Below are 15,009 nucleotides of genomic sequence, written 5' to 3'. Positions count from 1 at the left end.
GTGAACCCTTTCCTCAGGTCGTGCTCGCGGTACGGCGCTGGACCAGCACGGCGGCGACGATGATCGCGCCCTTGGCGATCTGCTGGACGTCGCTCTGCAGGTTGTTCAGGGCGAAGATGTTGGTGATCGTGGTGAAGATCAGGACGCCGAGCACGGAGCCGGTGATGGTGCCGCGCCCGCCGCTGAGCAGGGTGCCGCCGATGATCGCGGCGGCGATGGCGTCGAGTTCGTAGAGGTTGCCGTTGGTGTTCTGGCCGGAGCCGGACAGGATGATCAGCAGGAAGGCGGCGATGCCGCTGCACAGGCCGGACAGCAGGTACAGGTAGAGCCGCTGGCGGCGGACGTCGATGCCGGCCAGCCGGGCCGCCTCCGCGTTGCCGCCGACGGCGACCGTGCGGCGTCCGAAGGTCGTGCGGTTGAGCACCAGCCAGCCGATGACGGTGACCACGGCGAAGACCAGGACCAGCGGCGGGACGCCGAGCACGTACGCATCGCGCTCGCCGAGGTCGAGGACGGAGCCGACGGTGACGATCTGCGTCTTGCCGTCGGTGATCTGCAGGGAGAGGCCGCGCGCCGAGGCCAGCATGGCGAGGGTGGCGATGAACGGCACCATCCCGCCGTAAGCGATGAGCAGTCCGTTGACCAGTCCGCACCCGAGGCCGACGACCACGGCGGTGAAGAGGATGCCGCCGAAGCCGTACTCCTGGGTGGCGACGGTGGTGGCCCACACGGAGGCGAGGGCGACGATGGCGCCGACGGACAGGTCGATGCCGCCGGAGGTGATGACGAAGGTCATGCCGACGGTGACCACGCCGATCACCGACGCCTGGGTGAGGACGAGTTGGAGGTTGCGGGTGTCCAGGAACTCGTCCGGCTTGGTGATGCCGCCGATCAAGATCAGCGCGGCGAGCACGCCCAGCAGGGACAGGGTGCGCACGTCGGCGCGGAACAACTTCTCACGCCAGGCCGGGGACTGGCCGCCGGCCGGCCGCACCTTGCCGGTGCCGCCCCGCGGCGGGGAGACGGGCTGCGTCATGACGCCGGGCTTCCTTCCATCACAAGGTCGAGTACGCGGTGTTCGTCGAGCTCACGGGCGGGGGCGGTGTGCACGACACGGCCCTCGCGCAGCACCAGCACGCGGTCGGCGAGGCCGAGCACCTCGGGCACCTCGCTGGAGACCAGCAGCACGGCGAGGCCCTCGTCCGCGAGGCGCCGGACGACCGCGTACAGCTCGGCGCGGGCCCCCACGTCGACGCCCCGGGTCGGCTCGTCGAGCAGCAGGACCCGGCAGCCGCGCAGCAGCCAGCGGGCCAGGACCGCCTTCTGCTGATTGCCGCCGGAGAGCGTGCGGACGGGCACGGAGGGGTTGTCGGGCCGCAGGGACAGTTCGCGGGTCGCCTCCCGCGCGGCACGCAGTTCGGCGCCCCCGTCGATCCAGCCGGCCCGGGAGAAGCGGGACAGGGAGGAGACCGAGACGTTGCGGGTGACGGACTCCAGCATCAGCAGCGCCTGCGCCTTGCGCTCTTCGGGGGCGAGCCCGAGGCCGGCGCGCACGGCCGCGCGCACACTGCCGGGCCGCAACGCCTCTCCCGCGACGACGACCTGACCGGCCGTCGGCTTCCTGGCCCCGTAGATGGTCTCCAGGATCTCCGAGCGCCCCGAGCCGACCAGTCCCGCCAGGCCGACGATCTCTCCGGGCCGCACGGTCAGGTCGAACGCCTCGAACTCGCCCTCGCGGGCCAGGCCCCGCACTTCCAGCAGCGGTTCGCCGCGAGCCGGTTCGGCGGGCCGCTCGGGGAAGACGTACTCGACGTTGCGGCCCGTCATCAGCGCCACGACCTCGCGGGTCGAGGTCGACTCGGCGGGCAGCCCGCCCGCCACGGCCCGGCCGTCCTTGAGCACCGTCACCCGGTCGCCGATGCGCCGGATCTCCTCCAGCCGGTGCGAAATGTAGACGACGGCGACGCCGTCCGCGGTCAGGTCGCCGACGATGCGGAAGAGGTTGTCGACCTCGTCCGGGTCGAGCGCGGCGGAGGGCTCGTCCATCACGATCAGCCGCACGTCGTGGGACAGGGCCCGCGCCATGGAGACGATCTGCTGCTGGGCGGCGGAGAGTTCGCCGACCAGCCGGCCGGGGTCGATCTCCGGATGCCCGAGGCGTTCGAGGAGCTGAGCGGTGGACGCCTGAGCCGTCCGCCGCCGTACGACGAAGCCGGCGGCGGTGGGCTCGTGGCCGAGGTGGACGTTCTCGGCCACCGACAGGTGCTCCACCAGGTCGAGTTCCTGGTAGATGGTGGCGATGCCGAGACGCATCGCGGCGATGGGCGAGCGCAGGACGACGGGTTCGCCGCGCCAGCGGATGGTGCCGCCGTCGGGCTGGTGGGCGCCTGCGAGGACCTTGATGAGCGTGGACTTCCCGGCGCCGTTCTGGCCGAGCAGGCAGTGCACTTCACCGGCCTGGACGTCGAGGTCGACGCCGTCCAGGGCGCGGACGCCGGGGAACGACTTGGTGATGCCGGACATGCTGAGCAGGGGTGTGTCTGATGCCATGTGGGTTCCCCTTGGCAGACGTGCGGGGCCGTTTCAGGGCAGGACGGGGCAGCGGGGGGGGCGGAGCCCGGGCTGGGTGTGGCTGGTGGGGCGGGTGGGGCTGGGCAGGGCGGAGCTGTGCTGTGCGAGGTGCGGTACCGGAGGGCGAGGCGCGAGGGGTCGCGCTCGTGGGGCTACGCGGGGGAGAACAGGTGGTCGCTGATGAGCCGGGCCGCGCCGATGACACCGGCGGTGGGGCCAAGCTCCCCCAGGACGATGGGCAGGTTGCCCGTCGCCAGCGGCAGGGACTGGCGGTAGACCTGGGTGCGGATCGCGGCGAGCAGGGTGTGGCCGAGGCCGGTCACCCCGCCGCCGATCACCACCAGGCCGGGGTTGAAGAAGCTGACCAGGCCGGCGATGACCTGGCCGGTGCGGTTGCCGCCCTCGCGGATCAGGTCGAGGGCGGTCGGGTCGCCCGCGGCGGCAGCGGCGGCGACGTCGGCCGAGGTGAGCGTGCCGGCCGTGTCCAGCCGGGACGCCAGTTCGACCGAAAGCCCCTGCTGGGCCGCCTCCAGTGCGTCGCGGGCCAGCGCCGCGCCGCTGAAGTGGGCTTCGAGGCAGCCGCGGTTGCCGCAGGCGCACGGGCGCCCGTCGGGCACGGCCTGGATGTGCCCGATGTCGCCCGCCGAGCCGGTCGCGCCGCGGTGGACGCCGCCGCCGACGACGATGCCGCAGCCGATGCCGGTACCGATCTTGACGCAGAGGAAGTCGCCCACGGAGCGTGCGACGCCCGCGTGCATCTCCCCCATCGCCATCAGGTTCACGTCGTTGTCGACCATGACCGGGCAGCCGAGTTCCTGGCTGAGCGCCTCCCGCACGGGGAAGCCGTCCCACCCCGGCATGATCGGCGGCGCCACGGGGACGCCCTCGGGGAAGCGGACCGGCCCCGGGACGCCGATGCCGGCGCCGTCGAAGCCCTCCGCGAGCCCCGAGGCCCGCAATTTGGCGGCCATGGCCAGGACCTGTTCGAAGACCGCGACCGGGCCCTCGCGCACCTCCATCGGCTGGGTGATGTGCCCCAGGATCTCCAACTCGGCGTTGGTGACCGCGACGTCTATGGAGGTCGCACCGATGTCGACACCGAGGAACCGGAGGTTGGGGGCGAGCCGGATGTTGTGCGACCGGCGTCCGCCGCGCGAGGCGGCGAGTCCGTCGGCCACCACCAGGCCCGTCTCCAGCAGCCGGTCCACCTCGACGGCCAGCTTGGACCGGGAGAGGTCGACCTGATCGCCGAGCTGCGCGCGGGAGTTGGGACCTCCGTCGCGCAGCAGTTTGAGCAGCCTGGCCTGGTGGGCGTTCGCGGGTCGCGCCGTCATGCGTCTCACGATCCCCTCCCCGCCTCGTATCGGCCGTCGTTGTCCGGCTTTCGAGGGGGAAAGTAGCAGCGGCTGCCGGGAGTGGGAAGAAGTCGCGCAGGAATTACCGCCGACTTTTTCCACTGACAGGACAAAGGCCGACGCTTGGCGCCTTTACGAGCGCCGTGCGGGCCCGGCGCCCCGGTCGGCGACGGAGCGGCCCGCGGAGGACGGGGCCGCCCCTCAAGGGCAGCGGACCACCTGCCCCGCATACGACAGATTCCCGCCGAATCCGAACAGCAGCACCGGATCGCCCGTCGTGATCGCGCCCTGCTCGATCAGCTTGGACAGGGCGAGCGGGATGCTGGCCGCCGAGGTGTTGCCGGAGTCGACCACGTCACGGGCGACGACCGCGTTGACCGCGCCGATCCTCTCCGCGAGGGGTTCGATGATGCGCAGGTTGGCCTGGTGCAGGACCACGGCGGCGAGGTCGGCCGGGGCGAGCCCGGCACGTTCGCAGGCCTGCCGGGCGAGCGGCGGCAGCCGGGTGGTCGCCCAGCGGTACACGCTCTGCCCCTCCTGCGCGAACCGCGCCGGCTCGCCCTCGATGCGCACGGCGTGCCCCATTTCGGGCACCGACCCCCACAGCGCGGGCCCGATGCCGGGCGGGGCCCCCTCGGGACACGCCTCCACGACGACGGCCCCCGCCCCGTCGCCGACCAGCACGCAGGTGGTGCGGTCGGTCCAGTCGGTGACGGCGGACATCTTGTCGGCGCCGACGACGAGGGCGCGGACGGCTCCCCCGGCGCGCACGGTGTGGTCGGCGGTGGCGAGGGCGTGGGTGAAACCGGCGCAGACCACGTTCAGGTCGATGACGGCGGGCGCGGGGACGCCGAGCCGGGCGGCGACGCGGGCGGCCGTGTTCGGGGAGCGGTCGACGGCCGTCGAGGTGGCGACGAGCACCAGGTCGATGTCGGCCGGGGTCAGCCCGGCCGCCGCGAGGGCCTTGGCGGCGGCGTGCGCGGCGAGCTCGTCGACCGGCTCGTCGGCGCCGGCGATGTGCCGGGTCCGGATGCCGACGCGGCTCCTGATCCAGGCGTCGCTGGTGTCGACCAGGCCGGCCAGGTCCTCGTTGGTGAGCACACGGGCGGGCTGGTAGTGGCCCACCGCGGCGATCCGCGAGCCGTTCATCAAGGGTGGTCCCCTCCTTGCGGTGAGTCGTGGGGATCATCAGTCTGAGCAGTGACTCACGGGTACAACGGCAGCCGGGACGACAGGAAACCGGCATCCGCGTTGTCGGCTTCCCGCAGTCGGGGCGCCGGGACCCCCGCGCCGGGCCACCCGGACTCCGGCGGTCGGGGCCCCGGAATCCGGCAGCCGGGCCCCCTGACTCCCATTCGAGGGCCTCGGACCGCACGATGAGCCCTCGGCGACCACGGTCGCGCACCGCACCCCACGGCACCCCGGCCGTGCGGGACAATGAGACCGCGCAGCGGAACCGGCGCCGACCGGAGCGAGGGACGCAGGGACATGGGACGAGTCACGGAACGACGCAAGGTGCTCCGCATCCGGGACGGCGCGGTCACCAGCCGCCCGGACACCCTCGTCGCCGAGGAGCCCCTGGAGATCCGGCTGAACGGCAGGCCCTTGGCGATCACCATGCGCACGCCCGGCGACGACTTCGCGCTGGCCGCCGGTTTCCTCGTCAGCGAGGGCGTCCTCGCCGAGGGCGCCGACCTGCGCTCGGTCGTGTACTGCGCGGGCGCCACGGCGGACGGCTCGAACACGTACAACGTCGTGGACGTGCGCACCGCCCCCGAGGTCGTCGTCCCGGACATCACGCTGGAGCGCAACGTCTACACCACCTCCTCCTGCGGTCTGTGCGGCAAGGCGAGCCTGGACGCGGTGCGCACGACGGCCCGCTGGCCGATCGCCGACACGCCGCCGCTGCGTGTCTCCCCCGAACTGCTCGCGAGCCTGCCCGACCGGCTCAGGTCGGCCCAGCGCGTCTTCGACCGCACCGGCGGACTGCACGCGGCGGCCCTGTTCACGGAGGACGGCGAGCTGCTGGACGTCCGCGAGGACGTCGGCCGGCACAACGCCGTGGACAAGCTGGTGGGCCGTGCCCTGCGCGAGGACGCGCTGCCGTTGTCCCGCACGATTCTGCTGGTGTCGGGGCGTGCGTCGTTCGAGCTGGCGCAGAAGGCCGTGATGGCCGGCGTCCCGGTGCTCGCGGCGGTGTCGGCGCCCTCGTCGCTCGCCGTAGACCTGGCCGTGGAGACGGGGCTGACCCTGGTGGGCTTCCTGCGCGGCGGCTCCATGAACGTCTACGCGGGCGAGGGGCGCATCGCCCTGCGCCCGGCCACCACGCACGGCTGACGGTCGGCGCAGCCCCAGGCGCACCTCCGAACGCACCCCCGGGCTCATCCTGGAACGCTCACTCGAACGCGCCCCGGGGGGGCGCACCTCCGAACGCACGCCCCGGGTCACCCGAGGACGCACCGGGGCGCACCCGGGCGCGCCTTCGCCTACTTCCCTATGAGCCGATTTACGCTCTTTCGCTGACGCTTCGTCAGACAGCATCCTGACCCTCCGTCACTCCGCACAGCCGTCCGGGGTGTGTCGTTGCCGCCAACCGCCTTCCGGCGTGCATACGTTGGAAATGGATGTCCATATGTTCTGACAAATGAAGGGTCACTTATGCCGTCCATGCCTCGCGCACGTCTGAGAGCCACCCTCACCGCGGGCGTCGTCATGGCGGCCGCGGCCGCCCTGCCGGGCCCCGCACAGGCCCGGGCCCTCACGGCCGCACCGGCGTTCCAGCAGCAGGTCGTCTTCAAGGCGTCCCAGGACCCGGGATACGCCTGCTTCCGCATCCCGGCGATCGTCCGCACCGTCCAGGGCACCCTGCTGGCCTTCGCCGAGGGCCGCGTCCTCAACTGCGGTGACGCGGCCGACATCGACATCGTCGTCAAGCGCTCCACCGACGGCGGCCGGACCTGGGGCCCCCTCCAGGTCGTCACCCACGGCGACGGCGACACCCACGGCAACCCGGCGCCCCTGGTCGACCGCAGGACCGGGCGGATCCTGCTGGCCGAGACGTACAACACGGGCCGTACGGACAGCGAGAGCTGCGACATCCCCTGCGACCGCAGGCCCCACCTCCAGTACAGCGACGACGACGGCCGCACGTGGTCCGCGCCGCGCGACCTCAGCCCGCAGATCCGGCCCGCGCACTGGAACTCCTGGTACGCCACCGGCCCCGTGCACGGCATCCAGCTCACCCGCGGCGGCCGCGCCGGCCGGCTGGTCTTCGGCGTCAACGCCGAGACGTGGGACGGCGCCCGCGTCACCCGCAACCACGCCGCCCTCGTCGTCAGCGACGACGGCGGCGCCACCTGGCGGATCGGCGCCACCGACACCTGGCCCCTCGCCCACGACGGCAGCTTCCGGCAGAAGCCCTCCGAGGTGACCCTCGCCGAACGCGCCGACGGCGCCATCCTGGTCAGCGGCCGGGAACAGGAGGGCACCGACCTCGGCCACCGCACCCAGACCGTCAGCCGCGACGGCGGCGACAGCTTCGAGGCCCCCTTCAAGGCCCTCCCGGACCTGTACACCCCGCAGGTGCAGGGCGCGCTCCTGCGCCTCGGCGACCGGATGCTGCTGTCCGCGCCGGCCGACCCGGACCGCCGCCGGACCATGATGATCCGCTCCTCCTACGACGGCGGCGGCACCTGGGAGAGCGTGGACCGGGGCGCGGTGGTCACCGAGGACTGGTCGGGCTACTCCGATCTGGTGGACATCGGCGGCGGCACCGTGGGGCTGATGTACGAGGGCGGCACGGCCGACGCCCGCGACGAGATCCGCTTCGCCCGCTTCACCGAGGACTGGCTCGGCCCGCGCCGCGCCGCCGACCCGACCACCGCCGACCACGCCGTGTTCGCCCGTCGTGCCACCGTCCTCGGCGGTCCCGCGCGCATCGACGGGGTCTTCGGCGGCGCGCTCGCCCTCGACGGCGCCGACGACGCCGTACGGCTGCCCTACCGCCCCGAACTCCCGCTCGGCACCAAGGACTTCACCGCGTCCCTGTGGTTCCGGTACACCGCGCGCTCCGGGGAGCAGCCGATGCTGTGGATGGGCGGGGTCGGCACCAGCCAGCCGCAGGTGTGGCTGCGCGGCGAGCCCGGCAGCGGACGGCTGCGCGGCCGGATCACCACGCGGGAGGGCGCGCGGACGGTGCGTACGGTCGAGGTGGCCACGGCCGGCGCGTACAACGACGGCAAGTGGCACCACGCGGCGCTGCGCCGCGGCGGGGGCCGGCTGACGCTGTTCGTCGACGGCCGGCCGCTGAGCACCCCGGACGTGTCCGGCTCGGTCAGCCGCAACTCGCCGTTCGGCGTGCACATCGGGCAGCGCGTGGACGGCCGGGCCCACTTCGCCGGCGCCCTGGACGAGGTCCGCGTCTGGGACCGGGCGCTGACCGACGCGGAGCTGGCCGCCGTGCGCGAGCGGAACAGCGGCCCGCTCTCCCACACCGTCGCCTGGCTGCCCCTGGACGAGGTGAGGCCCTGACGCCCCGCCGCGGACCGCTCCGACCGGGGGCGGACCGCTCCGGACCGGGGACTGGCCCGACCGGGACCGGACACGGGACACGGACCGACCCGGGACCGGACACGGACACGGGACCGACCCGGAACCGGACACGGCGAGGGATCCGACCCGACCCGGGCTGAAGACCATACGAAGGCGATCGTCCGGACTCGTACAGATTCCGTGGAGATTGCGGAAGCGAAACTTACTCCGTCGTCAGGAACCCGACCCCTGGGGTAGCTTTCACGCCCTGTATTGGCGAGTGTCGCAGGGAGAGGGGAGCCGGGTTTGCGCGAGTTCACCACCCCTCCGTCGGCGTCGGCGCCCCGGGCGGGCGGTCTGGCCGACGCCGTCTTCCAGTACGCCGAGGAGGACCCGGACCGCGTCGCCCTGGGCCGCAAGGACGCGGCCGGGCTGTGGCGGGACGTGACGTCCGCCGGGTTCCGCGACGAGGTGCTGGCCCTGGCCAAAGGGCTGCTCGCGGAGGGCGTCCGCTTCGGCGACCGGGTCGGGATCATGTCCCGCACCCGCTACGAGTGGACCCTGTTCGACTTCGCCCTGTGGACGATCGGCGCGCAGGTCGTGCCGCTGTACCCGACGTCCTCGGCGGAGCAGTGCTTCTGGATGCTCTACGACGCCGAGGTGACGGCCGCGGTCGTCGAGCACGAGGACCACGCGATGACGATCGCCACCGTCATCGACCGGCTGCCGCGCCTGAAGCGGCTGTGGCAGCTCGACGCGGGCGCGGTGCGCGAGCTGTACGACGCCGGCGCCCATCTGGGCGACGAGGTGGTCCACCGGCACCGCGGTGCCGTCACGCCGGACTCCGTGGCGACCGTCGTCTACACCTCGGGCACGACCGGCCGGCCCAAGGGCTGTGTGCTCTCGCACGGCAACTTCATGGCCGAGGCGGACAACGTCGTCGCCCGCTGGGAGCCGGTGTTCCACTCGAAGAAGGGCGACGAGGCGGCGACCCTGCTGTTCCTTCCGCTCGCTCACGTGTTCGGCCGGATGGTGGAGGTCGCGGCGATCCGCGGGCGGGTGCGCCTCGGCCACCAGCCGCGGCTCGACGCCGCCGCGCTCCTGCCCGACCTGGCCGCCTTCCGGCCGACGTTCGTCCTGGCCGTGCCGTACGTCTTCGAGAAGGTGTTCCACGCGGCCCGCCGCAAGGCTGAGCGGGAGCGCAGGGCGGGGCCGTTCGAGAAGGCGGTCGAGGTGGCGGTGCGCTACGCCGAGGCGGTGGAGGCGAAGGAGTGGGGCCTCGGGCCCGGTCCTTCGGCGGGGCTGCGGATGCAGCACCAGTTCTTCGACAAGCTCGTCTACGCCAAGGTGCGCCAGGCGCTCGGCGGGCGGGTGCGCAACGCCATGTCGGGCGGCTCGGGGATGGACCGGCGGCTCGGGCTGTTCTTCGCGGGCGCGGGCGTGCCGATCTACGAGGGGTACGGGCTGACCGAGTCCACGGCGGCGGCGACCGCAAACCCGCCCGGCCGCACCCGGTACGGCACGGTGGGGCAGCCCGTGCCCGGGGTGAGCGTGCACATCGCGGACGACGGCGAGGTCTGGCTGCGCGGCCCCACCGTCTTCCAGGGCTACCTCAACAACCCCAAGGCCACCGACGAGGCCCTCCGGGACGGCTGGCTGGCCACCGGCGACCTCGGTGCGCTGGACGAGGACGGCTTCCTGACCATCACCGGCCGCAAGAAGGAGATCCTCGTCACGTCGAGCGGCAAGACGGTGGCGCCGGGCGTGCTGGAGGAGCGCGTCCGGGACCATCCGCTGATCGCCCAGTGCGTCGTCGTGGGCAACGACCGCCCGTACATCGCCGCCCTGGTCACCCTCGACCGGGAGGCCGTCGACCACTGGCTGCAGATGCGCGGCGCGTCCCGGCCCTCCCCCGCCGACCTGGTGCGCGACCCGGACCTGGAGAACGAGGTGCGGCGCGCGGTGGTCGCCGCGAACACGCTGGTCTCCCAGGCGGAGTCGATCCGCACCTTCCGCATCCTCGCCCAGCCGTTCACCGAGGAGCACGGGCTGCTGACGCCGTCGCTGAAGCTGAAGCGCCGGGCGATCGAGCGGGCGTACGCGAAGGAAGTGGACGCCCTGTACGCGACGTGACCTGATTTTCCCGGTCAGGAATGCGCGGAGCCCCGTGATCGTTGACGATGGGAGTACCCGAGTACCATCTGACGACAACCGAAGGATCAAGAGCTCGTGAGCAGCAAGGTCCCCCCGATCATCCTCAACAACGGCGTCGAGATGCCCCAGCTGGGTTACGGCGTCTGGCAGGTGCCGGACGACGAGGCCGAGAGCGCGGTCGGCGTGGCGCTGGAGGCCGGGTACCGCAGCATCGACACAGCGGCGATCTACGGCAACGAAGAGGGCACCGGCAAGGCGATCGCGGCCTCCGGCATCCCCCGCGAGGAGCTTTTCGTCACCACCAAGCTGTGGAACAGCGAGCAGGGCTACGACTCCACCCTGCGCGCCTTCGACGAGTCCCTCGCCAAGCTCGGCCTGGAGTACGTCGACCTGTACCTGATCCACTGGCCGCTGCCGTCGAAGGGCCTGTACGTCGACACGTACAAGGCGTTCGAGAAGCTGCACGCCGACGGCCGGATCAAGGCCATCGGCGTCTCCAACTTCCTGCCCGAGCACCTGGAGCGGCTGATCGGCGAGACGTCGGTCGTGCCGGCGGTCAACCAGATCGAGCTGCACCCGCACCTCCAGCAGCAGGCCTCCCGCGACTACCACGCCCAGCACGGCATCGCCACCGAGGCCTGGTCGCCGCTCGGCCAGGGCAAGGGCCTGCTGGAGGTCCCGGCGATCGTGGCCATCGCCCGCAAGCACGACCGCACCCCGGCCCAGATCGTCCTGCGCTGGCACCTGCAGCTGGGCAACGTCGTGATCCCGAAGTCCGTGACGCCGTCGCGGATCAAGGAGAACATCGACGTGTTCGACTTCAGCCTCGACGACGAGGACCTGGCGGCGATCAGCGCCCTGAACGAGGACCGGCGCATCGGCCCGGACCCGGCCGTGTTCAGCATGGCCTGAGCCGGCGCACGACACCCCTCCGCGCGCGTGCCCCGGAACCCCACACGGGTTCCGGGGCACGCGCGTGCCGCGTACGCGCCGTCAGGAGCGGCAGACGTCCCGGTGGGGCACGGACGGCAGATACCGGCGCCACTCGGCCGGGCCCGGTCCGCCGCCCGCCCGCGCGCACAGGGCCTCGACGGCCGCGGCGGGCGACATCGCCCCCAGTTCGCGGTACGTATGGGCCGTGTCGACGGCCAGTTCCCAGCCGGACCCCACGAACCCGACGCCCCTCAGGGGCACGTCCCCGACCGGCACCACCGCCGCCGGGACCCGTGGCGCGGCCGTCTCCCAGATCCGTACGGTCCCGTCGGACGAGCCGGCCGCGAGCAGGGAGCCGTTCCTGGAGAAGCCGAGGGCGGTCCGGTCGGTGGTGGGGTCCACCGCGCGCAGCACGGCGATCCGCCGCCGCTCGCGGACGTCCCACAGCGTGAGCCGGCCGTGGACGTCGGAGACGGCGAGCAGCCGGCCGTCGCGGGTGACGGCGCCGGCGGCGAGATGGTCCTCGCCGGTCACCGCCTGCCGCGTGGTGCCGGCCCGCAGGTCCCGCAGGACGCCCTCGGCGGTGAGGACGACGCGGCCGTCCAGGTCGAGGGCGAACCCGCCCCCGCTCGGGGGCGGCTCGTCGACTGCCGGCCGGTTGTCCCGGTCCCACCCCACCACGCGCCAGGGTGCGCGGGCCAGGCCGTGCAGGGACAGGGTGCGCACGATGCTGGTGCGCCGGCTCTCGCGGTACCGCAGCACGCCGGCGCGCAGGTCCAGCCTGATGTCCCCCACGGTGAGCCCGCTGGCCGGGAACGTCAGCAGCGGCACGGGCGGGCGGCCGTCGTCGGTGGGGTGCGGCACGGCCGCCCGCCACAGGGCGAGCGAGCCGGGACTGCGGACGAGGGCGTAGGGGCCGGCGAACTCCACCAGGTGCGCGCCGGTCGGCGTCGGCATCCGGGTGCGTTCACGGCCGGCCCTGAAGTCCCAGGTCACGACTCCCTCGGCGGTAGCGGCGGCGACGGCCCGCCGGTCCGGGGTGAAGGTGAGCGACTCCCCCGCGCACAGCGCCCGCCGCGTGGCGTGCGGGACGCGGCCGGCGACCGGCCGACGGGTGGCGACGTCGAGGACGTTCAGCCGCTCGCCGCCATCGGAGCACCAGGCCAGATACCGGTCGTCGGCGCTCAGCGCGGGCAGCGCGCCGCCGTCGGCGACCGGAACGTCCTCGATCAGCGGCCGGCCCCCGCCCACGTCCCGGACCTGGGCCGTCGCCCGCCCGTCCATCAGCCGACGTACGACGAAGGTCCTCCCGCTCGGTCCGAACGCGCCGTCGGTGTCGGTCGCCGGGCCGGCCAGGAGTCTCCGGGTGCCGCCCGCCACCAGGTCGCTGACCAGCAGGTCGCGGCGGCCGGCACTCCAGTGGGCGATCAGCCGGCCGTCCGCCCGGACGTCCACGACGCCCTCCGACAGACCGGCGAACCGGTCCGACCGCAGCCGCCGGTGGGCGGTGACGTCCCACTGCGTGACCCGGTCCCGCACCACGGTGGTGAGGATCCGGCCGTCGCGGCTCAGCCAGGCGGGTGCGTTGACCGCCCGGCCGTTCTCCTCGGGCTGGACGAAGACGTCCTGCTCGCTCTGGGTGGCGGCCGTGCGCAGGGCCTGCCGGGTCTCCGGGAGGTCGGCGGTGGCCCAGGCGGCGAGGGCGAGCCGCATCGCGGTGCGCGGCTCGGCGGCGCGCAGGCCGTCGGCGAGCGCGACGGCGCGGCGGGCCTCCGCCTCGTCGCGGCCCCGCGCGTTGACCTCGCTCTGTCGCCAGGCGGCGAGACCTGCTGTCACGCACAAGCACAGCAGCACCGCGAGCGCCCCGGTCAGGACGCGCGTCCGGCGAGCCGCCCGGTTCGCGGCCGCGCGCTCCCGCTCGTCCGCCTCGATGCTCGCCGCCAGGAACTCCCGTTCCAGCACGCTCAGCCGACCGGCCGAGCCGTCCGGGAACGCCTCGCGCGCCTCGGTCAGCCGCACGCCCCGGTACAGAGACCCCTCGTCCCGCTCGACCTCGGCCCAGGCGCCGGCCGCCCGGGTGAGCAGGCGGTGGGCGCGCAGCCGTTCACGGTCCTCGTCGACCCAGCCGCGGAGCCGGGGCCAGGCGGTGAGCAGCGCCTCGTGGGCGAGCTGGACGGTGTCGCCGTCGACGGTCAGTAGGCGGGCGCGGACCAGGCGTTCGAGGACAGGGCCGGTCGCCGGGTCGCCGTCGAGTTCGGCGCGGTCGACGGGCCGGCCGGTGTCGGCGGTGCCGTCGCCGGGGTTGACCAACCGTGACAACAGGGCACGGGCGGCGGTTCGTTCGGTGGGCGTCCAGGCGGCGTGGACGGCCTCGGCAGTGTGCGCGACGGCGCCCCGCACGCCGCCCAGGGCCTCGTAAGCGGCGAGGGTGAGGGTCCTGCCGGTGCGGCGGCGCCACACCTCGCGCAGGGCGTGCGCCATGAGGGGCAGGCCGCCTGGTTCGCCCGTGACGTCGGCGACGATACGGGCGGTCAGGGCGCGTTCCACGACCAGTCGGCGTGCGGCGGCCGGCCGGACGACCGCCTCCCTCAGCTGCTGCGGGCTCATCGGCCCGACGAGCAGGGTCGAGTCGCGCAGCGCTTCGGCGAGCGGACCGTGCTCGGCGCAGCGGCCGTAGAAGTCGGCACGTACGGCGAGCACCACCCGCAGCCGGCTCGCCGGATCGGCCGCGGACAGCAACCGGCCGACGAACAGCTCGCGTTCGGCCCGGTCGAGGCCGTGCGCAAAAATCTCCTCGAACTGGTCGACCACCAGCAGCGTGTCCCCCGGCGCGGAGTGCGGCGCGAACAGGTCCTCGTGGGTGCCGGCCAGGATCGCCGTCGGCGTGAGGAGCCGCACCGCCGCCAGGTGACGCGCGCCGTCCCCGATGTCGCGCAGGGCTGGGACCAGCCCGGCCCGCAGCAGCGACGACTTGCCGATGCCGGAAGCGCCGACGACCGCCGACACCCTTTTGCGGACCGTCAGTTCGAGCAGTTCGGCGACGAGATCCGCGCGCCCGTGGAAGAGGTACCGGTCCCCGCCGTCGAACCGGGCCAGCCCTGGATAAGGGCTCTCGGCGTCGGCGGGCCCGGGCGGAGCGGCGTTGCCGGCCACAGCCTCGTGCCAGCGGCGTGTCCACTCCTCCGAGTCGCCGCCGCACGCGGTGACGTACGCGAGGAGCACGGGCAGCGTCGGCAGCCGTTCGCCCGCGGCGGCGGCGGACAGCGTAGGCCCCGAGTAGCCGGCGCGGGCCGCCATCGCCCGGTAGGTGGGCGTGCCCGCCTCGTCGCGCAGCCTGCGCAGGTCGTACGCGAAGCGCTGGACGGCCCCCGCCGCCGGGTCCAGCGGTTTCTCCCGTCGCCCCATCCCCGTCTCCCCCCCGTTCGACCGGCGGCCCTCACGCTAACAATCCGCCGCCCCGATCGAT

General features: G+C 73.6%; 9 protein-coding genes. 4 read left to right on the top strand and 5 right to left on the bottom strand.

Annotated features, from left to right (window positions below; translation table 11 throughout):
- Positions 1–13: 13 nt before the first annotated feature.
- The 4 genes from ACZ6KF_RS06810 to ACZ6KF_RS06795 all read right to left on the bottom strand — a co-directional run bounded on the left by ACZ6KF_RS06810 (position 14) and on the right by ACZ6KF_RS06795 (position 5,075).
- Positions 14–1,036, bottom strand: a complete 1,023-nt coding sequence (locus ACZ6KF_RS06810) for an ABC transporter permease (RefSeq protein WP_469237573.1) — start codon at positions 1,034–1,036, stop codon at positions 14–16.
- Positions 1,033–2,550, bottom strand: a complete 1,518-nt coding sequence (locus ACZ6KF_RS06805) for a sugar ABC transporter ATP-binding protein (RefSeq protein ID WP_469237571.1) — start codon at positions 2,548–2,550, stop codon at positions 1,033–1,035. Before ACZ6KF_RS06805 ends, ACZ6KF_RS06810 begins: the two co-directional genes overlap by 4 nt.
- Positions 2,551–2,723: 173 nt before the next feature.
- The gene (locus ACZ6KF_RS06800; protein WP_356636472.1) at positions 2,724–3,905 is read right to left on the bottom strand and encodes an ROK family transcriptional regulator; all 1,182 of its coding nucleotides are present in this window, start codon (positions 3,903–3,905) and stop codon (positions 2,724–2,726) included.
- A 222-nt stretch (positions 3,906–4,127) separates the two neighbouring features.
- The gene (locus tag ACZ6KF_RS06795; RefSeq protein ID WP_469237569.1) at positions 4,128–5,075 is read right to left on the bottom strand and encodes a beta-ketoacyl-ACP synthase III; all 948 of its coding nucleotides are present in this window, start codon (positions 5,073–5,075) and stop codon (positions 4,128–4,130) included.
- Between the two features lie 339 nt (positions 5,076–5,414).
- Between ACZ6KF_RS06795 and fdhD the strand changes: the two genes are divergently transcribed.
- From fdhD to ACZ6KF_RS06775, 4 genes are all read left to right on the top strand, one after another.
- The gene (fdhD, locus tag ACZ6KF_RS06790) at positions 5,415–6,263 is read left to right on the top strand and encodes a formate dehydrogenase accessory sulfurtransferase FdhD (RefSeq protein ID WP_356636468.1); all 849 of its coding nucleotides are present in this window, start codon (positions 5,415–5,417) and stop codon (positions 6,261–6,263) included.
- 321 nt (positions 6,264–6,584) lie between these two features.
- Positions 6,585–8,456, top strand: coding sequence for a sialidase family protein (locus ACZ6KF_RS06785; RefSeq protein ID WP_356636466.1), 1,872 nt, complete (start codon positions 6,585–6,587; stop codon positions 8,454–8,456).
- A 306-nt stretch (positions 8,457–8,762) separates the two neighbouring features.
- The gene (locus ACZ6KF_RS06780) at positions 8,763–10,589 is read left to right on the top strand and encodes an AMP-dependent synthetase/ligase (RefSeq protein WP_469237567.1); all 1,827 of its coding nucleotides are present in this window, start codon (positions 8,763–8,765) and stop codon (positions 10,587–10,589) included.
- Between the two features lie 96 nt (positions 10,590–10,685).
- Positions 10,686–11,522 (top strand): aldo/keto reductase, encoded by an 837-nt coding sequence (locus ACZ6KF_RS06775; RefSeq protein ID WP_356636461.1) that lies wholly within the window; start codon positions 10,686–10,688, stop codon positions 11,520–11,522.
- An 81-nt stretch (positions 11,523–11,603) separates the two neighbouring features.
- Here the strand turns inward: ACZ6KF_RS06775 and ACZ6KF_RS06770 are convergent, their stop codons facing one another.
- Positions 11,604–14,948, bottom strand: a complete 3,345-nt coding sequence (locus tag ACZ6KF_RS06770) for an nSTAND1 domain-containing NTPase (protein WP_469237565.1) — start codon at positions 14,946–14,948, stop codon at positions 11,604–11,606.
- Between the last annotated feature and the right edge of the window lie 61 nt (positions 14,949–15,009).

This window comes from Streptomyces sp. NPDC046379 (assembly GCF_055587785.1).
This window is presented reverse-complemented; position numbering and strand designations above follow the sequence as displayed.

Excerpts from the sequence above, each read along its gene's own strand:
- fdhD (WP_356636468.1), top strand. The coding sequence starts at position 5,415 with ATGGGACGAGTCACGGAACGACGCAAGGTGCTCCGCATCCGGGACGGC.
- ACZ6KF_RS06810 (WP_469237573.1), bottom strand. The coding sequence starts at position 1,036 with ATGACGCAGCCCGTCTCCCCGCCGCGGGGCGGCACCGGCAAGGTGCGG.
- ACZ6KF_RS06800 (WP_356636472.1), bottom strand. The coding sequence starts at position 3,905 with ATGACGGCGCGACCCGCGAACGCCCACCAGGCCAGGCTGCTCAAACTG.
- ACZ6KF_RS06795 (WP_469237569.1), bottom strand. The coding sequence starts at position 5,075 with ATGAACGGCTCGCGGATCGCCGCGGTGGGCCACTACCAGCCCGCCCGT.
- ACZ6KF_RS06770 (WP_469237565.1), bottom strand. The coding sequence starts at position 14,948 with ATGGGGCGACGGGAGAAACCGCTGGACCCGGCGGCGGGGGCCGTCCAG.
- ACZ6KF_RS06805 (WP_469237571.1), bottom strand. The coding sequence starts at position 2,550 with ATGGCATCAGACACACCCCTGCTCAGCATGTCCGGCATCACCAAGTCG.
- ACZ6KF_RS06785 (WP_356636466.1), top strand. The coding sequence starts at position 6,585 with ATGCCGTCCATGCCTCGCGCACGTCTGAGAGCCACCCTCACCGCGGGC.